The organism is Amycolatopsis minnesotensis, from assembly GCF_039529815.1.
GTDB classification, from domain to species: domain Bacteria; phylum Actinomycetota; class Actinomycetes; order Mycobacteriales; family Pseudonocardiaceae; genus Amycolatopsis; species Amycolatopsis minnesotensis.
The window spans coordinates 1-22,655 of record NZ_BAAANN010000013.1 but is presented as its reverse complement, the minus strand read 5'-3'; the positions used below and the strand labels follow the sequence as shown (position 1 = coordinate 22,655).

General features: G+C 70.0%; 20 protein-coding genes. 5 read left to right on the top strand and 15 right to left on the bottom strand.

Annotation, left to right across the window (positions count from 1 at the left end):
* Window positions 1–718: 718 nt before the first annotated feature.
* Entirely contained in the window at window positions 719–2,317 is a 1,599-nt protein-coding gene (locus ABD256_RS17540; RefSeq protein WP_344419291.1) for an alpha/beta hydrolase, read from the top strand.
* Window positions 2,318–2,582: 265 nt separating this feature from the next.
* A complete protein-coding gene (locus ABD256_RS17535) occupies window positions 2,583–2,774 on the top strand; it encodes a hypothetical protein (RefSeq protein WP_344419289.1) in 192 nt (63 codons plus the stop codon).
* On the opposite strand, the gene ABD256_RS17530 is transcribed toward ABD256_RS17535, so the two are convergent.
* The 4 genes from ABD256_RS17530 to ABD256_RS17515 all read right to left on the bottom strand — a co-directional run bounded on the left by ABD256_RS17530 (window position 2,771) and on the right by ABD256_RS17515 (window position 5,939).
* Complete coding sequence (locus tag ABD256_RS17530; RefSeq protein ID WP_344419286.1) at window positions 2,771–3,424, bottom strand: LbetaH domain-containing protein; 654 nt, start codon at window positions 3,422–3,424, stop codon at window positions 2,771–2,773. The genes ABD256_RS17535 and ABD256_RS17530 overlap by 4 nt on opposite strands.
* Window positions 3,424–4,341, bottom strand: a complete 918-nt coding sequence (locus ABD256_RS17525) for a glycosyltransferase family 2 protein (RefSeq protein WP_344419284.1) — start codon at window positions 4,339–4,341, stop codon at window positions 3,424–3,426. Before ABD256_RS17525 ends, ABD256_RS17530 begins: the two co-directional genes overlap by 1 nt.
* A 1-nt stretch (window position 4,342) precedes the next feature.
* Entirely contained in the window at window positions 4,343–5,410 is a 1,068-nt protein-coding gene (locus ABD256_RS17520) for a hypothetical protein (protein WP_344419281.1), read from the bottom strand.
* A gap of 193 nt (window positions 5,411–5,603) precedes the next feature.
* Window positions 5,604–5,939 carry an ArsR/SmtB family transcription factor gene (locus ABD256_RS17515; RefSeq protein ID WP_344419278.1) on the bottom strand — a complete coding sequence of 112 codons (336 nt, stop codon included), beginning with the start codon at window positions 5,937–5,939 and terminating at the stop codon, window positions 5,604–5,606.
* Window positions 5,940–6,014: 75 nt separating this feature from the next.
* On the opposite strand from ABD256_RS17515, the gene ABD256_RS17510 reads away from it, so the two are divergent.
* Window positions 6,015–6,827, top strand: a complete 813-nt coding sequence (locus ABD256_RS17510) for a DUF2804 family protein (protein WP_344419275.1) — start codon at window positions 6,015–6,017, stop codon at window positions 6,825–6,827.
* Window positions 6,828–6,852: 25 nt separating this feature from the next.
* Here ABD256_RS17510 and ABD256_RS17505 read toward each other — a convergent pair whose 3' ends face one another.
* The 4 genes from ABD256_RS17505 to ABD256_RS17490 are packed head-to-tail and all read right to left on the bottom strand — an operon-like array spanning window position 6,853 to window position 8,935.
* Window positions 6,853–7,011 carry a maleylpyruvate isomerase N-terminal domain-containing protein gene (locus ABD256_RS17505; protein WP_344419272.1) on the bottom strand — a complete coding sequence of 53 codons (159 nt, stop codon included), beginning with the start codon at window positions 7,009–7,011 and terminating at the stop codon, window positions 6,853–6,855.
* A 36-nt stretch (window positions 7,012–7,047) separates the two neighbouring features.
* A complete protein-coding gene (locus ABD256_RS17500) occupies window positions 7,048–7,380 on the bottom strand; it encodes a YciI family protein (protein ID WP_344419268.1) in 333 nt (110 codons plus the stop codon).
* 17 nt (window positions 7,381–7,397) lie between these two features.
* The gene (locus ABD256_RS17495) at window positions 7,398–8,042 is read right to left on the bottom strand and encodes a CPBP family intramembrane glutamic endopeptidase (protein ID WP_344419265.1); all 645 of its coding nucleotides are present in this window, start codon (window positions 8,040–8,042) and stop codon (window positions 7,398–7,400) included.
* Entirely contained in the window at window positions 8,039–8,935 is an 897-nt protein-coding gene (locus ABD256_RS17490) for an NAD(P)H-binding protein (RefSeq protein ID WP_344419262.1), read from the bottom strand. The genes ABD256_RS17495 and ABD256_RS17490 overlap by 4 nt, the downstream gene beginning before the upstream one ends.
* A 118-nt stretch (window positions 8,936–9,053) precedes the next feature.
* On the opposite strand from ABD256_RS17490, the gene htpG reads away from it, so the two are divergent.
* Window positions 9,054–10,973, top strand: a complete 1,920-nt coding sequence (gene htpG / locus ABD256_RS17485) for a molecular chaperone HtpG (RefSeq protein WP_344419259.1) — start codon at window positions 9,054–9,056, stop codon at window positions 10,971–10,973.
* 108 nt (window positions 10,974–11,081) lie between these two features.
* Here htpG and ABD256_RS17480 read toward each other — a convergent pair whose 3' ends face one another.
* Both ABD256_RS17480 and ABD256_RS17475 read right to left on the bottom strand, forming a co-directional pair.
* Complete coding sequence (locus ABD256_RS17480; protein ID WP_344419256.1) at window positions 11,082–12,014, bottom strand: SEC-C metal-binding domain-containing protein; 933 nt, start codon at window positions 12,012–12,014, stop codon at window positions 11,082–11,084.
* Window positions 12,015–12,069: 55 nt separating this feature from the next.
* Window positions 12,070–12,573 carry a MarR family winged helix-turn-helix transcriptional regulator gene (locus ABD256_RS17475; protein ID WP_344419254.1) on the bottom strand — a complete coding sequence of 168 codons (504 nt, stop codon included), beginning with the start codon at window positions 12,571–12,573 and terminating at the stop codon, window positions 12,070–12,072.
* Window positions 12,574–12,656: 83 nt separating this feature from the next.
* Here ABD256_RS17475 and ABD256_RS17470 point away from each other — a divergent pair, with 83 nt between their 5' ends.
* Window positions 12,657–13,598, top strand: coding sequence for an NAD(P)/FAD-dependent oxidoreductase (locus tag ABD256_RS17470; protein WP_425546467.1), 942 nt, complete (start codon window positions 12,657–12,659; stop codon window positions 13,596–13,598).
* Window positions 13,599–13,602: 4 nt separating this feature from the next.
* Here the strand turns inward: ABD256_RS17470 and ABD256_RS17465 are convergent, their stop codons facing one another.
* From ABD256_RS17465 to ABD256_RS17445, 5 genes are all read right to left on the bottom strand, one after another.
* Window positions 13,603–15,060, bottom strand: a complete 1,458-nt coding sequence (locus ABD256_RS17465) for a DUF6924 domain-containing protein (RefSeq protein ID WP_344419248.1) — start codon at window positions 15,058–15,060, stop codon at window positions 13,603–13,605.
* A gap of 241 nt (window positions 15,061–15,301) precedes the next feature.
* Window positions 15,302–18,028 carry an AbfB domain-containing protein gene (locus tag ABD256_RS17460; protein ID WP_344419245.1) on the bottom strand — a complete coding sequence of 909 codons (2,727 nt, stop codon included), beginning with the start codon at window positions 18,026–18,028 and terminating at the stop codon, window positions 15,302–15,304.
* Between the two features lie 1,095 nt (window positions 18,029–19,123).
* Window positions 19,124–19,927 (bottom strand): NshR/TsnR family 23S rRNA methyltransferase, encoded by an 804-nt coding sequence (nshR, locus tag ABD256_RS17455; protein WP_344419243.1) that lies wholly within the window; start codon window positions 19,925–19,927, stop codon window positions 19,124–19,126.
* 118 nt (window positions 19,928–20,045) lie between these two features.
* Entirely contained in the window at window positions 20,046–21,161 is a 1,116-nt protein-coding gene (locus ABD256_RS17450; RefSeq protein ID WP_344419922.1) for a cytochrome P450 family protein, read from the bottom strand.
* Window positions 21,143–22,573 carry a cytochrome P450 gene (locus ABD256_RS17445; protein WP_344419241.1) on the bottom strand — a complete coding sequence of 477 codons (1,431 nt, stop codon included), beginning with the start codon at window positions 22,571–22,573 and terminating at the stop codon, window positions 21,143–21,145. The genes ABD256_RS17450 and ABD256_RS17445 overlap by 19 nt, the downstream gene beginning before the upstream one ends.
* Between the last annotated feature and the right edge of the window lie 82 nt (window positions 22,574–22,655).

Below are 22,655 nucleotides of genomic sequence, written 5' to 3'. Positions count from 1 at the left end.
CGCAACCACCACAGGACGACCGAACATGCTCAACGACCTGGTCCGGACCGTCCAAAGCGGACCAAGTAGAAACTGTTGCGAGACAAGAAACAATGCAACCGCAGCCCGAACTGCGAACCGAACACCCCTCCGGTCCAAAGCCATCCTTGAACCGAATGCCGGACACGACGACTGGACAACAGCTCACCGAAGGGCTGGAACCGGCAATGGCCGCAGGGCAGACCGATGTCGCGGCCGGCCCGGCGAAGTCCGAATAGGACTGTCCGGTGTGGACGTTCGCGAGGAGTTCGTGGCCGCCGATGTCGAGTTGCTTCCCTGTGACGGAACCGTAGCGCTCGGTGAACTTCCGAGCGCGGCTGAGTGCACCACGCGCCGGGAAACGGGCTCGGCGGGGCCGCGCACCTGCGGGCGGAGGCGGGGCTGCTGCCCGCGGTCGTGTGCTCCGGCCTGGTCCGCCGGTGGTGCGAACGGTGGCCGTTTGGACCAGGGAAGATCCCGATCCGGTAACGGCCGCGTTCGCGGAATTGGTGGCGCGCAAGGCATGCGTGCTGCCATCGCACGTGAAACGGCAGCTCGGCGGACACTTGACTGGCTGATTCCGGCATACCAGGCGGAAACCGGCCCGACTTTCGGTGCTGCCGTTCTCCCTTCGGCCGGACTAGGGTGCACCCGATCACGTGCAGACGCCTGCACAGCTCATCGGATAGGGGTATCGAGAGTGAGACGTCTTTTCCTCGCCGCGGTAGGTGCCGCGACGCTGGCTTCCTCGGTGCTGGCGGTACCGTCCGCCACCGCCGCGCCCGCGCCGCCGCAGGCACCGTCCGTCGCGACCATCAACTGGGGGCCGTGCACCGACCCGACGCTCGTCGCCGCCGGCGGCGAATGCGGGTACCTCGACGTGCCGCTCGACTACGACAACCCGAACGGCAAGAAGATCCAGCTCGCCGTCGGCCGGATCAAGCACAAGGTGGCGGACGCCCAGTACCAGGGCGTCATGCTGACCAACCCCGGTGGCCCCGGCGGTTCCGGTCTCTACCTCGCGGCGAACGGCGCGAGGCTGCCGAACCACGCGGGCGACTTCTACGACTGGATCGGGTTCGACCCGCGCGGCGTCGGCACCAGCAAGCCCGCGCTGTCGTGCGACCCGAACTACATGGATTACAACCGGCCGAGCTACCTGCCGGTGACCCCCAAGCTGGAGAAGACCTGGCTCGACCGCGCCAAGGGTTACGCCGACGCGTGCGCGAAGAAGAACCCCGAGCTGCTGGACCACATCAAGACCACGGACACGGTCAAGGACATGGACAGCATCCGCGCCTCGCTCGGCGCGGAGAAGATGAACTTCTACGGCTACTCGTACGGCACCTACCTCGGCCAGGTGTACGGCACGATGTTCCCGGACCGCGTGCGGCGCATGGTGCTCGACAGCACCGTCGACCCGCGCAATGTCTGGTACAAGGCCAACCTGAACCAGGACGTCGCCTTCGACGTCAACCTCAAGGTCTGGTTCGACTGGGTGGCCCAGCACGACGACGCCTACCACCTCGGCAAGACCCAGGCCGCGGTCAAGCGCGTGTTCGACGAGCAACTCCTGAAGCTGTCGTTCAAGCCCGCGGGCGGCGTGGTCGGCGCGGACGAGTGGACCGACGTGTTCCAGCAGGCGTCGTACTACCAGGTTCGCTGGCCGCTCCTCGGTGACGCGTTCGCCAAGTTCGTCAACTCCGGCGACTGGCAGAACATGAAGAAGCTGTTCGAGAAGTTCGGCGGGCGTGGCGACGACAACGGGTACGCCGTCTACCTCGCCGTGCAGTGCTCCGACGTGCAGTGGCCGCAGAACTGGAACCAGTGGCGCGTCGACAACTGGCGCACCTTCCTCAAGGGCAACTACTTCACCTGGCAGAACGCCTGGTACAACGCGCCGTGCGTGTTCTGGCACGGCAAGGCGGGCAAGCCGGTGAACGTGAACGGCAGCAAGGTCGAGAGCGTGCTCATGATCGACGAGACGCTCGACGCGCCGACGCCGTACGAAGGCAGCCTCGAAGCGCGCAGCCGGTTCCCGGGTGCGCGCCTGATCGCCGAGCCCGGCGGCACCAGCCACGCGGTCACGCCCCGTGGCAACACGTGCGTCGATTCGAAGATCGCGGACTACCTGACCTCGGGTGCGCTCCCCGATCGTAAGCCGGGGCGTACCGCGGACGTCGAGTGCGCGCCGCTCCCGCAGCCCCAGCCGACGCCGCCCGCTACGGCGGCGTCGGGTCAGGCTCCGGCGAAGGCGGCGGGTGCCCAGCCGCACTACGCCGCGTTGCCGATGAGCTGACGCGACCCGAGAAGGGGGCGTGCCCGGTCACGGGCACGCCCCCTTTTTCTGTGTTCGGCCAGCGGGATGAATCCCGAACCGTTAGTTGACCTGGACTTCACCGGATGAGATGGTGAAGTTGCTTAAGTCATCGTTAAGTCGACTGAAAGGCAACCGATGTTGGCGCCAGTGAGTGGCAGGCCGGACACCTGACGCGGGCTCTCCCGGGTACGGACCGGCCACCGCCTCGATCTGGGGCTCGGCAGTTCGAGATGGGAGACCAGTGATGCTCACGACGTTCATCGTGCTGTGCCTGATCGCCATGTTCTTCTGGCGCTACCTGCTCAAGATCGTGCTCGCCGCGGCGCTCGTGCTGCTGGTGGTCGGCGTGGTGCAGGTAGCCGACATGGCCGCCTCGGTGGTCGGTCCGCCCGCGCACGAAATAGCCTGCTCCGCCAGCGGCGGCACGCTCTGCTAGCCGGACCAGCTCTTGCGACGCAGCCGGCCGCGCCACTCGGCGATCGGGACGAACCTGTTCGTGCCGGTCGCGACGTGGTCGTCCGGCACGTCCTTCGTGACCGTGGCGTTCGCCGCCACGTAGGCGCCGTTGCCCACGACGATGCCGCCCACCACCACCGCGCCCCTGCCGACGAACACCCGGTCCCGCAGGATCGGGTCCGGTTCGAACTGGCCCCACGGAAGATCCGGCTCCCGCACGGAATGCACCAGCGAGCCGAGCATCACGCAGCCGGCGCCCAGCTCGGCGCCGTCGCAGACGAAACCACCGATCACCGTGCCGTGACCGATCCGGACGCGATCGCAGATCTCGGCCCGGTACTCCATCCGGCAGCCGTCGCCGATCTCGCAACCGAACCCGATGTGCACGGCCCTGCCGACGTAGCAGTCCGCGCCGACGGTGCTGCCTTCCTGCACCACGACGTCGTCGAGCAGGAGCGTCCCGTCTCCGACGGATACCTCGCGCGGGTCCGGTTCGCGGCCTTCCCTCGTCATCGCGAGCAGCGTCGCCTCGCTCGCGACCGCGAGCCGCGCCGAGTCCGCGACGAAACAGCGCTGGCCGACCTGGACCCTGCCGGTCGGTACCCGCATGCCGACTGCGGTGTCCGTCATCAAGGACGCTCCGGGGAGAACTCGAAATCGGGGGTGGCCAGCCCACTCGTGTCCATTATGGACTGGGTGGCGTAGTCAAGGTAGGGCGCTTCGACGACGGCGCCCGATTCGGTGGTGTGCCGGTAGAGCGCGGCGTGCGTGCGCGCGCAGCGCCCGATCCTCCCGGTCCGGACGGGTTCGCCGAGCCGGTGGGCCATCTCCGCGGCGAGGATCGTCTCGATGGAGCGGATCAGGCGGGGGTAGAGCGAGGAATGGCAGATCCCGTCGGGATTGTCCCGGTAATGGTAGAGCACCTCCGGCAGGTGCCCGATCCGGAGTGGACGGTCGCGGGAAAGTGTGGCGTGCAGCTTCACTTCGTCGCCGACGAGGTACGACGGGTCGAACGGGCTCGCGGGCAGCGCGTCGCGGCGGAACGCGTGGCAGTGGATGAGGAACGTGGCGTGCAGCATCGGATCCGACGGTGTGCCCGCGTACTGTTCGAGCAGCCGCTGGAACAGGGCCTTGCGCCGCACGTGGCGCACCTCGGACAGATCCGCTGAGCGCTTCTCGTGGTCGGTGTAGACGAGGTCGAGGCCGGAGCGGTCGAGCGCGGCGTGCGCCAGTTCGACGCAGCGGGGCGCGAGCAGGTCGTCCGCGTCGAGCAGCACCACGACCTCGCCGGTGGCGGCGCCGATGCCGACGTTGCGGGCGGTGGCGAGGCCGCGGTTGCCCCGCACGCGGACCAGCCGGACCGGCACCGCCCGCCGCGCTTTCCGCACTATCTCCCGGTATGCCCGGTGTGACCGGGCACCGGAGCCGTCGTCCACGACGACCAGTTCCAGCTCGCCGCGGAAGGTCTGGGCAAGGCAGCTTTCCACCGCCTCGGCGAGGTAGGCCGGGCGGACGTCGTAAGCGGGAATGACGATCGAAGCCGTCACGTCAGCCCGCCGGAACGCAGTCGATGATTTCGTGCGCCAGCCTGGGAGTCGGCACCCGTCCGTCGACGACCTTCACGCGGAACAGCGCGGCGAACGCGCTCGCCTGGCCGACCTGCTCGCGCACCGCCTGGACGTTCTCGTGCGCGATACCCGGGTAGGTGAACGCCAGCGCGGCACCGAGCACGCCCGGGGTGTAGATCCCGCTGCAGATCGTCACGTCGGTCTCCGGGTTCATCGGGTTGGGCGCCCTGACGAACAGGCCGACGTCCTCGATGATCTCGTGCCCGCCGTCGCCGACCTCGATGATCGTCGGCAGCACCGGCGAACCGTCCGGCCGCAGGAAGTGGTCGGGGTGGCCGTCGGGCTGCAGGCTCTGCTGGATCGGCAGGTCGAGCAGGTGCAGCATGGTCCTGGTCAGCGGGTTCCACGCCGGGCCGCCGAGCAGCACGAGGTTGCGCGCGGTCCCGATGCTGCGTTCGCCTGCCGAACGGTGGCTCAGGTTGCGGTAGCCCCGCTTCGTCAGCGAGTTGAACATCGTGAAGAAGGCGTCCAGGTCGGCGTACCTGGCGAGCCTGCTGTAGTTGAAGGCGCCCTTCTCCCTCGCGAACGGCGGGCGCTGATCGATCGGCAGCTCGGAGGCGACCACGAACAGCTTGACGTCGCGGTCGTGGTGCCAGATCTCGTCGGCGGGCACCATGGCGGTGCGCGCGCCCGCCTTCTCGATGCGGGCCTCCTCTTCGGCGTCCTCGCGCAGGGTCAGCAGCTCGGTGCGCAGCTCGTCGTACCGTGCGCGCGTCGAATCGTCCAGTGTGGACTCGCCGGGGATGTGCGGCGCGGGACGCATGCTCGACGGCGTGCTGAACACCAGCGCGTACTGGATGATGCGCGCCTCCGAGGGGCGTTTGTCGATCTCACCGTTTTCCCAGGTGGAGATGGCCGCCGTGCTCAGCGGCTTGCGCCCGCCGAACGCGGCGGCCAGCTCGTCCTGCTTGACCTTGTCCTCGAACGCGCCTTCGCGCAGATCGCGCAGCCTGCGGGCGAGTTGCCGGCGCGCGCTCCTGCCTGCCATCAGGGCCTCCGTCCCACCCGGTGAGGATAACCCAAGCGGAGGTTAAGCAAGTTAAGGGCACGCTATCCGAGGTGAAATCGGGGAACCTGGTCGACGAGCGCGTCCTCGGGGAAGCCAGGTGCCGTAGAACTCTTCCTGCGACACGTCCAGCCTGGCCGCCTGTCCGCAACGATAGTGGCACTGAACTGCGGGTTCAGTCGTTCCGACGGCGTTCGCGGCGGCCACGGGCGAGCTCCGTGCCGAGTGCGTCGAGGTGGTGGCTCCAGAATTGGCGGAACTGCGCAAGCCACTGGTCGACCTCCCGCAGCGGCGCGGATTCGACCGCGTACAGGCGCCGCGTGCCCTCGGCGCGGACCGTCGCGAACCCGTTCTCGCGCAGCACGCGGAGGTGCTGCGAAACGGCGGGCTGCGAGATGCCGAACTCCTCCTGGATGATCGAGGTGACCGCGCCGGACGCGCGCTCGCCGTCGGCCAGCAGTTCGAGGATCCGGCGCCGGACCGGGTCGCCGAGTACGTCGAACGCGTGCATCCGCCGATTATCCCAGGGGAGACTTATATAAGTCAACGCGCGCATGGAATGCTGGGCGGGAGCGAAGGGAGCCGGATGGACGCGGTGGAGACCTTGCCGTGGCGCGGGACGGGGGAAGCGCCGCTCGACCCGGCGCGGCTGCCGAGGATGCGCGGGTTGCGGCCGTTGAAGCGCTGGCGGTACGTAGGCGTCTACGGCGGGCGGGTGCAGTTGTGCGCCGGGGTGGTCCGCATCGCGGGCGCGCCGCAGTCGTTCTGGGCGGTGCACCACCGCGACGGCGGGGTGTTCCGCGAGCGCACCGTGCTGCGGAAGGCGGTCGGCCTCGACGACGGCACCGTGCGGTTCCACGGCCGCGGGGTGACCGCGGAGCTGAAGCTCGTGCCCGCGGGTGAGCGCGTGGCGGTGGTATCGCGGCACGGCGCGCATCCGGTGTGGACGCGCAAGACCCCGCTGCGCGTGACCGGCGAGCTCACCATCGACGGCGTCGCCGTGCCGGTCGACGCGCCGGGCCTGCAGGACGACTCCGCCGGGCACCACGCGCGGGTCACGCGGTGGTCGTGGAGCGCGGGGTGCGGTACCGCGGCGGACGGCGGCGCCGTGACGTGGAACCTGGTCGACGGCCTCCACGACGCGGCCACCTCCTCGGAGCGCACCGTGTGGGTCGACGGCGTCGCGCGCGAGGTGCCGCCGGTCGCCTTCGCGCCCGACCTGTCCTCTGCGGGCGATCTGCGGTTCGAAGTGGAGGCGGAACGCGCGCGCCACGACCGGCTGCTCGTGGTCGACAGCGCGTACCGCCAGCCGTTCGGCACGTTCACCGGGACGCTCCCCGGCGGCGTCGTGCTGCGCGAAGGCTACGGCGTGATGGAGCGGCACGACGTCCGCTGGTGACCTCGGCCGCGCAGCTCGATCCCGCTCAGGTCGGCGCCAACGGCATCGTGCTGTGCGCGACGACCTCGCGCACGCGCCATCCCGCGCACAGCGACGGGGTGTCCCACTGGCCCTCGTCCGGGTCCTCCAGCACGGCCGCGAGCGCGCGGCGGTGTCCGGCGATTCCGGTCTCGATATCGGTCATGCCCTCCCGGCGAACGGGTGCGGGCGGGACGGGCACTCAGCCGGGCGAGGGTTCGAGCACGGGCCTGATCTCGATCGAGCCGTAGCCCGCGGCCGGGTGCTTCGACGCGATTTCGATCGCTTCGTCGAGATCCGCGCACTCGATCAGGCAGAACCCGCCGATCTGCTCCTTGGCCTCGGCGAACGGGCCGTCGGTGAGCAGCACCTCGTCGCCGCGCACCCGCACCGTCGTCGCGTCCGGCGGCGGGGCGAGGCCCGCGCCGCCGCGCACCACGCCGCGCGCTTCCATTTCCCCGCTCCACCCGCCGCACCCGTCCATCGCGTGGTCGGCCGCGGACTCGTCGCCGCAGATCAGCAGCACGTATTTCATCGAAGACCTCCTCAGGCTCATCCAGCCGACGAACGGGGAAGCCCGTCTTCGACATCCTGGCGGAGTTGTTCGGAGAACAGCGGTGGCAGGAACCGCACCATCAGCGCCGACCACACCACGTGCGTGACCGCCGGTGCCAGCACCCCGCCGCTCGCGCGCCGCTGGAACCCGAAGAGCGTGCCCATCACGACCGAGGCCAGCACCAGCGCCGGGTTCCTGGTCGCCGTCGTGGACAGCGCGTAGGCCGCGGTCGAGGCGCGCACGGGCCGGTCCTCCGCCGCCGCGTACAGCGCGCCGCGGAAGAACACCTCCTCGGCGGCGCCGGTGGCCAGCGTGGTCAGCAGCACCGGCGGGGACGAGCCCTGGTGCGCGTACCCGAGCACGTGGCGGAGCGCGCGGTTCAGGAACGGGATCCGCCGTGCGACGAGCGCTCCCGCGTAGAAGGCGCCGAACGCGCAGGCACCGGTCGCCACGGGCAGCGCGATCCGCCGGTCGCCGAGCGGTACCGGACCCGACGCGAGCCCGCCGGCGACCCACGTGGCGGCGACTCCGCCGGTCAGCGCGTAGAACCGCCGCGAACCCGGCGGGCTCGACAGCGACAGGCCCAGCAGGGTCGATCCCGCCAGCGAGGTCGCGGCCACCACCCGCCGTCGCCGCGTCACCGCGCCCGCTTCCGCTTCGCGCGCTCGCCGAGCGCCTGCAGGACGGCGTCGTCGTAGTCCATCGGTTCGAACGGCACCACGGTGCGGATCGCGTCGTCGCGCACCACGACCTCGTTCGTCATCGAGTCGATGAGCGTCCTGCCCGTCCGCGTGTCCACGGTCGTGACCAGGGAAAGCCAGTACGACGAGAGCCTCGGCGAGAGCAGCGGCACCGGCACGATCACCAGGCACCTGCCCTGCAGCGCGGCGACCCGGCGCAGCATGTCCACGTAGGCGAGGACCTCGGCGCCGCCGATGTCGAAGGCGCGCCCTTCCGCTTCGGGCGGTTCGAGGACCCCGACGAGGTAGCGCACCACGTCGGCGAGCGCGATCGGCTGGGTGCGGGTGCGCACCCAGGTCGGCGTGACCATCACCGGCAGGTGCTCGACGAGCTGGCGGGTCAGCTCCCACGAGATCCCGCCGTCGCCGACGACGATCCCGGCGCGCAGCACCGTCACCGGCACTCCGCCGGACGCCAGCAGCCGTTCCACCTCGCGGCGGCTGCGCAGGTGCGGCGACAGGTCGTCGGCGTCGTCGCCGAGCCCGCCGAGGTAGACGATCCGCCGCAGCCCGGCGGCCGCGGCGGCGCGGCCGAACGCCCGCGCGGCGTCCGCGTCCTGCCGTTCGAAATCGCCGCTGCCGAGCGAATGCACGAGGTAGTAGGCGGCGTCGGCGTCCCGCATCGCGTCAAGGAGGGACTGCTCGTCGTGGACGTCGCCCCGTACCGCGGTGCCCGCGCCCCCGTACCGCTCCGGCCGCCGCGTCATGGCGAGCACTTCGTGCCCCGCTTCGGCCAGTGCCGGGCAGAGCCGCCCGCCGACGAACCCCGACGATCCCGCGACCAGTACCCGCATATCCGGTCAGGCTAGGCCACTCCGGGGACCGCCGCTGGCCGACTTGACCCGAACCCGCACGGCCGCTCCCGGGAATTGCCATAATCGGAGGAGTCAAGGCACACCCGAAAGGACAGTGGTGGAAACACAGGTCGAAACCCTCGAGTTCCAGGCCGAGGCGCGCCAGCTGCTGCAGCTGATGGTGCACTCGATCTACTCCAACAAGGACGTCTTCCTGCGCGAGCTCGTCTCCAACGCCTCGGACGCGCTGGACAGGCTCAGGCTGGCGGCCTATCTGGACAAGGACCTGGAGGTGGACACCTCCGATCTGCACATCGACCTCGCGGTCGACAAGGCGGCGCGCGTGCTGACCGTGCGCGACAACGGCATCGGCATGTCGCGTGAAGACGTCGTCCGCCTGATCGGCACGATCGCGAAGTCGGGTACCGCGGAGTTCCTGAAGAAGCTGAAGGAGTCCAAGGAGGCCAAGGACACCGTCGCCTCGGACCTGATCGGGCAGTTCGGCGTCGGCTTCTATTCGAGCTTCATGGTCGCGGACAAGGTCACCCTGCTGACCAGGCACGCGGGCGAGGCCACCGGTACGCGCTGGGAGTCCAGCGGCGAAGGCACCTACACGATCGAGACGGTCGAGGACGCGCCGCAGGGCACCGCCGTGATGCTGCACCTCAAGGACGAGGACGCCGAGGACCACCTCTTCGACTACACCGCGGAGTGGAAGGTCAAGGAGCTCGTCCGCCGGTACGCCGACTTCATCACGTGGCCGATCAGGATGGCCGCCGAGCGCACCGACGCCGAGGGCGAAACCACGACCGAGGTCGAAACCGTCAACTCGATGAAGGCGCTGTGGGCGCGCGCCAAGGACGAGGCGACCGAGGCGGAGTACCACGAGTTCTACAAGCACGTCAGCCACGACTGGCAGGACCCGCTCGAGACCATCCGCATGCAGGCGGAGGGCACCTTCGAGTACCAGGCGCTGCTGTTCATCCCGTCGCACGCGCCGATGGACCTGTTCATGCGCGAGCACAAGCGCGGCGTGCAGCTCTACGTCAAGCGCGTGTTCATCATGGAGGACTGCGAAGCGCTGATGCCGGAGTACCTCCGGTTCGTCAAGGGCGTGGTCGACGCGCAGGACCTCTCGCTGAACGTGTCGAGGGAGATCCTGCAGCAGGACCGCCAGATCCAGCTCATGCGCAGGCGGCTGGTGAAGAAGGTGCTGTCCACCGTCAAGACCATGATGGCCGACAGGCCCGAGGACTACGGCACGTTCTGGAAGGAGTTCGGCGCGGTCGTCAAGGAGGGCCTGCTCGACGACACCGACAACCGCGGCACCATCCTCGAAATCTCGTCGTTCGACTCGACGAACGACGGGGAGAAGGTCACCACGCTGCGCGAGTACGTGGAGCGGATGAAGGACGGCCAGGAGCACATCTACTTCGCCACCGGCCGCACGCGCTCGCTCATCGAGAACTCGCCGCACATGGAAGCCTTCAAGGCCAAGGGTTTCGAGGTGCTCGTGCTCACCGACCCGATCGACGAGATGTGGGTCGACGCGGTCGGCGAGTTCGACGGCAAGCGGTTCCAGTCGATCGCCAAGGGCGAGGTCGACCTCGACTCCGAGGACGAGAAGAAGGGCGACGAGCCCGAGCGGGAGCAGCAGAAGGAGGAGTTCTCCGGGCTGCTGGCCTGGCTGGGCACCGCGCTGGAGGAGAACGTCAAGGAGGTGCGGCTGTCCACGCGGCTCACCACCTCGCCCGCCTGCCTCGTCGGCGACACGAACGACATGACCCCGGCACTGGAGAAGATGTACCGGGCCATGGGCCAGCAGATGCCGAAGGTCAAGCGGATCCTCGAACTCAACCCCGAGCACGCGCTCGTGACGGGGCTGCGGAAGGCGCACGAGGAAAAGGCGGACGACCCCGGTATCGCCGAAACGGCCGAGCTGCTCTACGGCATGGCGCTGCTCGGCGAAGGCGGCGAACTGAGCGACCCGCCCCGGTTCGCGCGCGTACTGGCGGACCGGCTGAGCCGCACGATGTGACCGGCGTGCCCGGCGGGCTCCGGCCCGCCGGGCACTCTCCGCTGTCGCGGGGGCGCGCGATTTCCGGCTGGCCGCAGCGGAATCCGGTTGGCCGCGGTAGTGGGCGCGTCAGCCGGTTCCGGGGCGGCCGCAGCACTTCTTGTACTTGGTGCCGGAACCGCACCAGCACGGGCCGTTGCGCGGCGGCGGCCAGGTGAGCGCGCCGTCTTCGCCGACGACCTTGTCCAGGTATGCCTCGCGGGTGCCCGCTTCGGACGGATCGCCACCGGTGGCCGCCGCGAACTCGGTCAGCCGGGTGACGGACAGCGGCACCATCCGGATGCGGCTGACCCCGCTCGCCGAGAGTCCCCGGTTCACGCCTTCCTGCTCGCGGAACACCGCGTCGTCCTGCACCAGGTCCGGCCAGACCTCGCGGGCGCGCACCAATTCGTCGCGTGGCCAGAACTGCACGGTCATTTCGTTCGACCACAGGCCGTCGAACCCGTCGAACCCGTCGAGGTCCGGGTCGAGGTCCGGGTCGAGGTCGAGGGATTCGTCCTGCGCGGCCTCGTCCAGCTCGTCCGGTGGAAAGCCCATCGCCTGCCGTATCCGCAGGCGCCCGCGGAGGGCTTCCCGTCCCTCCCAGTATCTCGCCGCGCCGGGTTCGGTCAGGTCCTCGTCGGTGAGCCTGGCGACGGCCATGGTGAACCAGGCCAGCGCTTCCTTGGTTTCGCCGCGCTCTTCGAGCATTTCTCCCACGAGGCTGTAGGCCAGGATCGACGCCGGGCGTTCCTGCTTGAGGGCGTCGAGGTACGGGCGGGCTTCGTCGTCGCGACCGGCTTCGAACAGGAGCTCGGCCATCGCGGACTGGGCGAAGGCCCGGTCCTCCCCGCCGAGCGACAGCACGTCGGCCAGCAGTTCGGTGGCGCGCTCGTCGTTCCCGGCGAGGTGCCACTGGTGGGCGGCCTCGAGGAGGATCGCACCCCGTTCCTCGGGATGGCCTTCGAGATCGGCCTCCAGTTCCCTGGCGAACGCCGCGCGGTCCACAGCCTGGTCACCCATGGGCGCCCACTCTAATACCGCCAGGTCGCAGGCTCCTTCGGGTGTCGCCCGCAGGCTATCTTTCGCTGCCGAGCCGGGTTTCCATCGCTTCGGCGAGCCGTGTCAGCGCGTCGAGGATGCGGGCGCGGTCTTCGCCCAGCTCGGCGAACAGCGCCCCGTGGGCTGCCAGTTCGCGCGGGAACACCTCGTCGATGAGGTCCTTGCCCTCGTCGGTCATGCTGATCAACGCGGCGCGCCGGTCGGCTGGGTTGGCCATGCGGCTGATCAGGCCCCGCCGTTCCAGCTTGGCGAGCGTCTTGCTGACCCCGGCCCGCGACATGCCGAGCCTGGCGGCGAGGCGAACGGCGGTCACCGGTTCGCCGGTGTGCCGCAGCGGGACGAGCAGCCCGACCTCGGCCGCGGTGAGCGCCGCGCCGTCGTAGATCTGCTCCACCGCGAGGTCGAGCAGCGAGCTGATGCGCTTGACCTGGGCGACCATTTCCATCGGCGCGGTGTCGAGGCCGGGATTGTGCTCGCGCCACAGCTCGATCGTGCGGGCGCGGAGGGGTAGTGCGGACATCGCCATCGCCTTTTGTTAACCGGTGAACTACCTGCTACCTTTTGAGGGTAGCACGGGTGGACGACCGGAAACGGGGGATCTCGATGGGGTACGACGTGGTGATCGCCGGGGGTGGCGCGGCAGGGCTGAGCGCCGCGGTGCTGCTGGCCCGTTCGCGGCGCTCGGTGGTGGTGCTGGACGCGGGCGAGCCGCGCAACGCCCCCGCGACGCACCTGCACAACTTCCTTTCCCGGGACGGCATGTCACCGGCGGACCTGCTCGCCGCGGGCCGCGAGGAGGTCGTCCGGTACGGCGGTGAAATCGTTTCGGCGCGGGCGCTCGGTGTCGAGCGGTCCGACGATGGGTTCGCCGTGCACCACGACGGCGGAGCCGGACTGACCACGCGCGCCGTGCTGGTGGCCACCGGGCTGCGCGACGAACTGCCCGCGATCCCCGGCGTTCGCGAGCGGTGGGGTGCCGACGTGGTGCACTGCCCCTACTGCCACGGCCACGAGGTGCGGGACACCGCGATCGCGGTGCTCGGCGGGGACAACCGGCCGTTCACCCTGCACCAGGCGTCGCTCGTCCGGCAGTGGTCCGCCGACGTGGTGTTCTTCCCGCACCGCATCGTGCTGACGGCCGACGAGCGCGAGCGGCTCGTCGCACGCGGAATCCGTGTCGTGGACGGGGAAGTGGCGCGGCTCGTGGTGGACGGAGATCGCGTGTCGGGCGTCGAACTCGCCGACGGCACGGTGGTGCCGAGGACGACGGCGTTCGTCGGCCCGCGTTTCGTGCCCGATGACGGCCTGCTGACCGGGCTCGGCTGCGCGGTCGGCGAGAACGGCTGGGTGAGCGTGGACGGTTCGGGGCGAACAAGTGTGCCGGGGGTGTGGGCAGCGGGCAACGTGGTGGATTCGCCGGCGCAGCTGAGCACCGCGGCCGCGGCCGGGTCGTCGGCAGGCATCGCGCTCAACCACCACCTGCTCGCCGTGGACGTCGACGAGGCCGTCGCGAACCACCGTAGATCGTCCACTGTGGACGCTTGACGCGTCACTCGTCGTCGAACGGCACCGGGTCGTACACCGAGATGGCACGGACGATCCCGTCGTCGTCCGCGTTGTCCGCGGAGCTCTCCCAGTCCATGTTGGCCAGCAGCGACACGTTGACTTCGGCTTCGCGCGCCGCCATCGGAGTGGCGCGGAAGGTCTCGCCGTGGGTGTCGTCGTCGAGGCCGATCACCAGCACCGCCCGTTCCGGGGACGTCATGGTCAGCCGGTCGGCGGCGAGCAGCAGCGACCATTTCGCGCCCGCGGGTATCCGCTGGACGAGTTGTGCCGCGGTCAGCCCTTCGAACCGGATGTCGTCGACCGGTTCCACTCCCGAGTGGACGGTGAGGCCGTTGGAGTGCCGCACCGCGGTGGCTCGCTGGCAGGTCGCGGCCCAGGCGCCGTCGTCGGAGAAATCGGTGCGCACCAAGGGAACGCTGCCGCCGGGCAGGTACGGCGTGCCCGCCGGGAGCGCGGGGCGGACGGGGAGCCCGTCGGGCAGCGGTGTGCCCGGCGTGCCCGCCGGTGCCGGTGCGACGCGGGTGCCGCGGTAGGCGGTCGGGGGCTCGCCCGCGCGCTGCCGGTAGCCGACGAAACCACCGCTGCCGACGGACCGGAGCCGCAGGGACTGGAGTTGCACCTCTCCCTCGGAACCGCTGGTGCCTGCGATGTCGAGGCGGTACCGGTCGTAGGGGCCCGGCTCGGCGATCGGGTACTGCTTGGCCTGGTGCCGGTGGTCGAACGACTGGTCCGCGCGGGTGTCGAGCGTGTGCCACAGGTACCCGTCCGGCGAGCCCCGCAGCGTCCATTCGGCCGGGTCGCGCTCGGAGAAGTCGTTGGCGGAGACGAGCGCGTAGGAGGTGACCGGGACCGGTTGGGACAGTTCGAACTCCACCGACGCGCGGTCGTCGAACGCGAGCCACTTGCTCGGCGAGTCGTCCACCAGGTTCAACGCCACCTCGTCCGCGTCCCGGTATTCGGCGCTCGCCCAGACCGAGGAGACCAGATCGGTGACATCGGCGTTGCCGGACGGGCTCGCCGAGCGCAGCATGATCGACCACGTGGTCCCCGACCGGTCCTGCCAGTTCACCCACCGCAGCGCCGCCTGGCCGCCGTCATCGACGAGCACCCGCAGCCGCCCCGCCGGATGCCGGCCCTCGTCGGTTTCGGCCTCGGTGTCGAACTCGTACCACGTCGCCGACGGGATGACCTGCGCACCGGAGAACTGGCCGCGCACCTCCAGCACGTCGCCGTCAGCCGTGTGGCGATGGCCGTACCAGGCCGACCCGCCGGGGGAGAAGGCGATCGTCGACTGCGACCCGTCTTCCGAACCCCAGGAAAGCAGTGCCAGTTCGCTTTCGCCGGACAGCGAGATCAGCCAGCGCGGTCCCGTCGTCCACTCCGCGTTCGCCGGAGTCCGCCACCAGGTGCCGAACGCCAGCACAGATCGAGATTTCTCCACCACGCGGACGGTAGCCGCCCGGCCGCCTCGGCACCGTCATCGTCACGGAGCACTGCCCTCGCCGGTAGCGGACGATGACCGAACGCACACCGGTCACCGAGGTGCGGCCTCGCGGTAGGCCGCGCCGGTCGCGTTCGGTTCCCTGCCGGTGTACAGCCCGGTGGGACCGGTCGCGGTGGACGGCGTGAACCAGGCGTAGCGCTCCACAAAGGATCGAGTGCACGGAATTCCTCCGGACCTCTCAGGCCAGTGGTGCCACCGGCGCCCAGCTGGTGTCCTCGGCGTACGAAGCGGGGTTGTCGTAGGTGTGCCTGCCGCCGTTGTTCGAAACCCAGACCTCCTCGGCGAAGTGGCGGACCGCGGCGCCCAGCTCGTTGACCGAGCGGAACCGGATCGAGCCCGGTGCCTGTCCCGGCTGCGCGCAGAAGGTGGCGTCACGGGCGAACAGGGTGGTGTTCTCCTTCGCTGCCAGCCGGAGCCGGTAGTCGGCGTGCCGGAGGAAATCGCCCGGATAGTTCTTCGACTCCAGTGAGTAGCAGGAGGAGTCCGCGAGCCCGCGCCGGACGACGAACGTGGCGTCGTTCCTGTCCAAAGTGGAGCTTCCGCCGCCGATCACGTCGGTGCGGGCCAGCCCGTCGCGGTGCCGGAGCGCGCGGTCGGTGAAACCGGGCGTGGTCACCTGGAACGTCTTCGCCGCATCGAGCGGCAGGCTCGCCCCGCTGCGCCAGAGCGGGACCGTGCCCGCCCACGTCGTGTCCTCGGCGAAGTGGCTCGCGGTGTCCCACGGGTTCGGCCCGCCCGAGGTCGCCAGGTAGACGTTTTCGTTGTAGTGCCGGATGAAACGGCCCGGCGCGCTCGCCGATTCCAGTGCCGTCCCGCTGCCGCCGAGGCCCGTTCGCGCGCAGAAGGTGGCGTCGCCCGCGAACGCGGGTGTGCCGTCGTTGACGTCCTTTCGGAGCACCGACGCCGCGGAGTGGAGGAACTGGCCGGGGAAGTTCCTCGCCTCGAAGGAAAGGCAGGCCGGGTCGGACAGTCCCGGCCTGGCGCGGAACGTGGCGTCCTGCCGGTCGGCGTCCGAGGCGGAGTCCGTCAGCGCGTCGGTGCGCGCGACGCCGTCGCGGTGCCGCAGGTAGCGGCCGGTGTAACCGGGTGTGGTCACCCGGAACGACACCAGGTCGTCCACGCCGACCTTGGTGCCGTTCGCGACGGCCAGCACCTCGCGGTTCACCTCGCGCACCCGCGACCCGGTCATCTTGAGCACCTTGCGGTCATAGGTGTAGAGGCCGTTGACCTCGTTTTCGACGTCGTACGGTTCGGTGTAGACGGACCCGGACAGCCCTCGGGAGTTGACGAACCGGCTCACCTGCTTGGTGACCTCCGCGTAGCGATCGGTCAGCGAGCTTTCGGTCGGGTACAGCTCGCCGTAGGCGAACCCGGCCCCCGGCTCCCATTCGTGGCCCTTGACCTGCCGGCCGAGCCCGCCGAACTCGCCGAGCACCGCGATCCGGGTGTCCGACGGCGTTCGCGTGCCGTCGGAGATCTGGTAGGCGTGGTCGTCGATCACGTCCCCGTTGCCGGGATCGGGATCGGAGTCGCAGCAGTTCGACCCGGAATTGTGGTTGACCAGCCGGGTCGGATCCCACGAGTGCACGGCATCGGCGATCCGGCCCGCGTCGAACTCGCCCCAGCCCTCGTTGAACGGGACCCACTGCACGATCGAGGTGATGCCCTTGAGCTGATCGACCATCCGGCGTAGTTCGGTCTCGTATTCGGCGCGCGCGGCGGCGTTCGGGTTGGGCCCGCTGCCCAGCGACGGCATGTCCTGCCACACCATCAGGCCCAGCTTGTCCGCCCAGTAGTACCAGCGCGCCGGCTCCACCTTGATGTGCTTGCGAACCATGGTGAAGCCCAGGGACTTCTGCGCCTCGAGGTCCCAGCGCAGTGCCGCGTCGGTCGGCGCGGTGTACGCGCCGTCGGGCCAGAAGCCCTGGTCGAGCGTGCCGAGCTGGAAGGTGAACTTGCCGTTCAGCAACGGCCGCAGCACGCCGCCGACCATGCCCTTGCCCAGTGAGCGCATGCCGAAGTAGCCGGTGGCGACGTCACCGGATCCGGGCAGGGTGACCCGCAGGTCGTAGAGGAACGGGTCGTCCGGCGACCACAGGCGCGCGTCCGGCACGGGGACGCGGAGGTGCGCGCCGACCGCGCCGGTGGCCGAGCCGACGACCTTGCCGCCGCTGAGCACCTCGGCCTCGGCCTGCTGCCCGTTCGGTCCCCGCACGACCAGGTCGAGCGCGCCGCCCGGCACGTCGGGCGTGGTGTCCAGCCTGGTGATGTGCGCCGGTGCCACCGGTTCCAGCCACACCGTCTGCCAGATACCGGACGACGCGGTGTAGAAGATGCCGTCCGGGTCGCGCCGCTGCTTGCCGACCGGGTACCGGTTCCCGTCGAGCGGGGAGGCGACCCCGACCACGATCTCGTTGCGGCCGGCGTGCAGCGCCTTGGTGATGTCGAAGGAGAACGCGTCGTAGCCGCCGGTGTGCGTGCCGACCTGGGTGCCGTTCACCCACACCCTGGTCTCCCAGGTCACCGCGCCGAAGTTCAGCAGCACGCTCCGTCCGTCCCATGTGGACGGAATCTCGGTGGTGCGGCGGTAGAACATGGCGTCTTCGTGCCGCTTGACGCCCGAGAGCGCGGACTCGATCGGGTAGGGCACGAGCACGCCTTCGCCGAGCGCGCGGCCGATCGGCGGGGAGTCGAGGTTCGGCGCGCCGGAGAACTCCCACACCCCGTTGAGGTTCAGCCAGTCGGCGCGCACCAGCTGGGGGCGCGGGTAGTCGGGAAGCGCGTTGGACGGCGAGACGTCCGCGGTCCACGGCGTCGGCAGCGGGGCCGGCTTGGGCTCCCAGGTCGCGGCGGTGGCGGCGGGGGAGGTGAACACGAGGGTCGTCATCGTGACGAGAAGCGCCATGACGGCGGAAAGGAACGATCTCAGCGGCGTCCGGAACAGTGGCGATCGAAACACGGGTGCTCTCCGTTTCTCTACGCGGCGAGGGTGATTTTAACCGATTTGCCGCCTTCTCCCGAGAAAACTGGTGGTGGACCGCAGTTTCGTTTCCACTGCTGCGGTGGGGGTGCGAGAATGCGATCGCGCGCCGGGGGCCCACCCGCGTGGTCCCTGAAGGGCGCCTTCGGGGAATCTGACGCCGCGATCTCGCCCCTCGCGATATGGAGCATGGTGAATCTGATGCCCCGAAGGCGTCCTTCGCGGCATCAGATTCCCTCAAGGGCCCCTTCGGGGCATGAGCGCGGGAGTGCGGCAGAGGCGCGGGAGTGGAAGGCAGTGGGGGCATTCGCGCCGTTGGCTGCCCTGGCTCGTAAATAAGCAGATTCGCCGGGGACAGCAAGATCGCCCCTCCAGCGGAGGCGCGCCCCTATTTTCACCCCTGGCAGGACGTCCCCGCCAGGGGACACAGATGACTGAAGGCGTCCTTCAGGGCAGCCAAGGTCACAACCTCGCCCTTCGCGCGGTCTCGCGCCCGCCTGCTGGGACCTTTCAGCGCGAACCTTTGGCCGCGAAGGGAACTTCCGCGGCACCTGACGCCCTGAGGGTGACCTTCGGGGACCAGGATGCCCTGAAGGACGCGGTGATGACGTGTGCGCCGATTCCGGTGAGGTGGGTGGCGAAGACGCGAGTCCGCCGGGGGCTCACCCGCGTGGTCCCTGAAGGGCGCCTTCGGGGAATCTGACGCCGCGATCTCGCCCCTCGCGATGTGGAGCATGGTGAATCTGATGCCCCGAAGGCGTCCTTCGCGGCATCAGATTCCCTCAGGGGCCCCTTCGGGGCATGAGGACCTCATCGTCCACTGTGGAAGGTCGCGGTGAAGCCGCCGGCCGTGGCAGGCGAGCGGGCACGAACTGCCGCACACCCTCGGCGCAGTCCAGGGCAGCGCATCGCCCGCGACGAGCGACCGGCACTGCCGGGACGACGAGGACATCATGCGCTACTACCCCAGGACGCACTGGAATGCCGCGAACAGCTCCTACCCGATCACCAAGGGGGTGATCACCGCGGCAGATTCCGGTGCGCCCGCGCGTGCAGCGCGATCCCGGCCGAGACGGACACGTTGAGGGACTCGGCGAGCGGGTTCATCGGAATCGACACCGAGTCCGCGGAGATTCCCGCGAAATCGCCCGAGGCCCCGGTCTTCTCGCCGCCGAACGCGAGCACGAGCCGCTCCTCGGCCGCGCCGAGATCGGCGACGGTGAGCGAGCCGCCGGTATCGAACAGGACCAGCCGCATACCGCCGTCCCGGAAGTGGCCGAGCGCCTCTTCCCTGGTGGCGAGGATGATCGGGAGCGAGAACACGTACCCGCGGCTCGCCCTGACCAGCCGCCGGTCCGCGATGGTGGCGAGATCGCTGTCCACCAGCACGATGCCCGCCGCCCCGAGCGCGAACGAGGTCCGCACGATGGCGCCGATGTTGCCGACGATCTTCACGCCGTCGAGCAGGATGACGTCGCCGGTGGCATCGCTCAGGTCCGCGAACCGGCTCGGCCGCGGGACCCGCGCGATCCCGAACGCCTTGGGCTTCTTCTCGGTCTTGAAGACCTGGTTGGTGATCGGGGCGGCGAGCAGCCGGACCCCGATGGCGCGCTCGGCGCACGCGGCGAGCAGTTCGTCCGGCAGCGGGGTCGTTTCGAGGCCGTAGACCTCGGTGAACTCCAGCCCGGCCCGGATCGCCTGCAGGAGCGGCTCGACGTCCTCGATCAGCGCCGTCTTGACCACGGACCGGGAATGCTTGGTGACATCGATGATCCGCTGCACGGCGGGATCGGATCGCTCGGTGATGACGTCAGGGCTTGTCACGGCGAAACGGTAGCACGCGCGTTCACCCGCCCGCGCTTCCGGAATGTCCAATTGCGACGCGGCGATCCTTTGTAGACGGTGGTGTCGCGGGCAATCCCCGCGACACCACCGTTTCCACTCAGCCCGCCGGCTTGGTGAGGAACGCGGGAAGGCTGCGGTGACCGTTGGAGATGAACGAGGCCACCGTCTCCAGCTCCTCGACGGGCACCGCGAGTGCGAGGTCGGGGAACGCGGTGAACAGCGCGGGCAGCGCGATCTCGGCTTCCAGCCTGGCCAGCGGGGCGCCGAGGCAGTAGTGCACGCCGTGGCCGAACGCGAGGCTGCTCTTGTCCTCGCGGGTGATGTCGAACCGGTCGGCGTCCTCGCCGTGGTGCGCGCTGTCGCGCCCGGCCGCGGCGTAGGAGGCGAGGATCGGCTCGCCAGCGCGGATCGTCAGTCCGTCGAGTTCGATGTCCTCGACGGCGTAGCGCAGCGGCAGGTGGGCCACGGGGGCCTGCCAGCGCAGGGTTTCGTCGATCACGTCCGTCCACGAGCGGTCGCCGCCGAGCACGAGCCGGAGCTGCTCGGGATGGGTGAGCAGCGCGGTGATGGCGTGGTCGAGGAGGTTGACAGTGGTCTCGTGCCCGGCCGAGATCACCAGGATCAGCGTGTCGACCAGCTCGGTTTCTTCCAGCCGGGAGTTGTCCTCGTCGCGGGCGGAGATGAGCCCGCTGGCGAGGTCGTCGCCGGGCTCGTCCCGCTTGGCGGCGACGAGTTCGCTGAGGATGCGGTACATGTCCTGGACGTTCGCCGCGGCCTCCTCCGGGGTCGCCGTGGTGTTGAACACGCCGTCCACGGCGCGCTTGAGCCCGGGGCGCGCGTCGTCGGGGATGCCGAAGAGCTGGCAGATCACCTCGATCGGCAGCGGGTAGGCGAAGCTGTCCCGCAGGTCCGCGGTGTCCGGGCCGGCGGCCAGCCCGGCGATGAGGTCGGCGGTGATCTTCTCGACCTGCGGCCGCAGGTTCTGCGTCCGGCGCGGGGTGAACGCCTTGGACACCAGCGCGCGCAGCCGCCGGTGGTCGCCACCGTAGGCGGTGAACATGTTCTTCACCGAGACCCAGATGTGCAACGGCCAGTCGGCGGGCACCTCACCCTTGGTGTAGGCGGGCCAGTGCTGGTTCGGGTCCTTGGAGACGCGGGGATCGCTCAGCAGCCGCTTGAGCAGATCCGGGTTGCTCACCGACCACGCCACCACCTGGCCAGGGAGCTCCACCAGGGTCGCTTGCCCCCGTTCGCGGAGCCGGGCGCCCTCTCCGTGGATGTCGCGTCCAGTGGGGTCGAGGACGACTGGGCTGGCGGTGCGGTCCATACGCGTTCTCCTGACTGCTGGGTGGGCGGAGCGGACGGGGGATGCGGATTGGGGGGCGCGGCCACGGTGACGGGGGTGAACTGGACGGGGAGCGCGGTGAGCGCGCGGTGGAAGGGGCCCTGCCGCCAGACGAGGTCCTCCACCGGCACCGCGAGGCGGACGTCGGGCAGGGCGTCGAGCAGGGTTTCGATCGCGGCGGAGGCGATGATCCTCGCCGGGAGCTGGGCGGGGCAGGTGTGCATCCCGGCGCCCCACGCGAGGTGTGCGCGGTTGCCCGCGCGGTGCTCGATGTTGAGCGCGGGATCGGTGTTGGCCGCGGCGAAGCTGATCACCAGCGGCTGGTCGGCGGGGACGCGGACGCCGAACAGGTCGATATCGGTCCACGGGTAGCTGGCCGAGTAGTTGGCCATCGGCGGGTCGGTCCACAGGATCTCGTCGAGCGCGTCCTCGACGGGCATGCTGCCGCCCGCGAGGTCACCGGCGAACCGCTCGTCGGAAAGCAGCAGCCGCATCCCGTTGGCGATGAGGTTCTGCTGCGGTTCGGTGCCCGCCCCCATCATCAGGACCATCTGGTGCAGCAGCTCTTCGTCGGTGAGCCGGGCGGGGTGGGCCATCATCCAGGACGGCAGGTCCGGCCCCGGGCTCCGCCGCTTGAGCGCGATGAGCTCGGCCATGCACTGGCCGAGGTTCGCGTTCGCCTGCTCGGGGTCCTCCATGTCGAAGATGCCCCGCATGCCGGCGAGCATGCGGTCCCCGAGATCGGGCGGGCAGCCGAACAGGTGGCCGAACACGCCCAGCGCGGTCGATGTGGCGTACTCGCGGAGCAGGTCGGCCGACCCGCGCTGGGAGAACTGGCTGATGAGCCCGCGCGCGATGTGCTCGACGTAGCCGCGGAGCCGGTGCGGGTCGACCCTGCCGAGACTGCTGGTCACCGCGCCGCGCAGCCTCGCGTGCACCGCGCCGTCGGTGAACAGGCAGTTCGGCCGGTAGCCCATCATCGGCAGGACCGGGTTGTCCGGCGGCATCCGCCGTTCCCAGCGCCGGGGGTCGCGGGGGAACGTGCTCGGCTCGCGCAGCACTTCCAGCGCGGCCTCGTAGCCGAGGACGAGGTGGGCGTGCGTGCCGGGGGCCAGCTCGACCGGCGCGATCGCCCCGTGCTTTTCCCGCATGAGCGCGTAGGTCCCGGCCGGGTCGGCGGCGAACTCCGGGCCGTGCAAGCGGGTCGCGGCGTGCGCGGGGCAGCCGGGCGGGGGCACCGCGCCGCCCTGGGGCGCGGGCGCTTCGAAGGCTGAGGTCACGGGTGCTCCTGGCGGGTGGTGGTGAAGAGGTGGTCGACGAGGGCGATCAGCGCGGTGGCCGAGGAGGCGCGGTCGCGTGCGT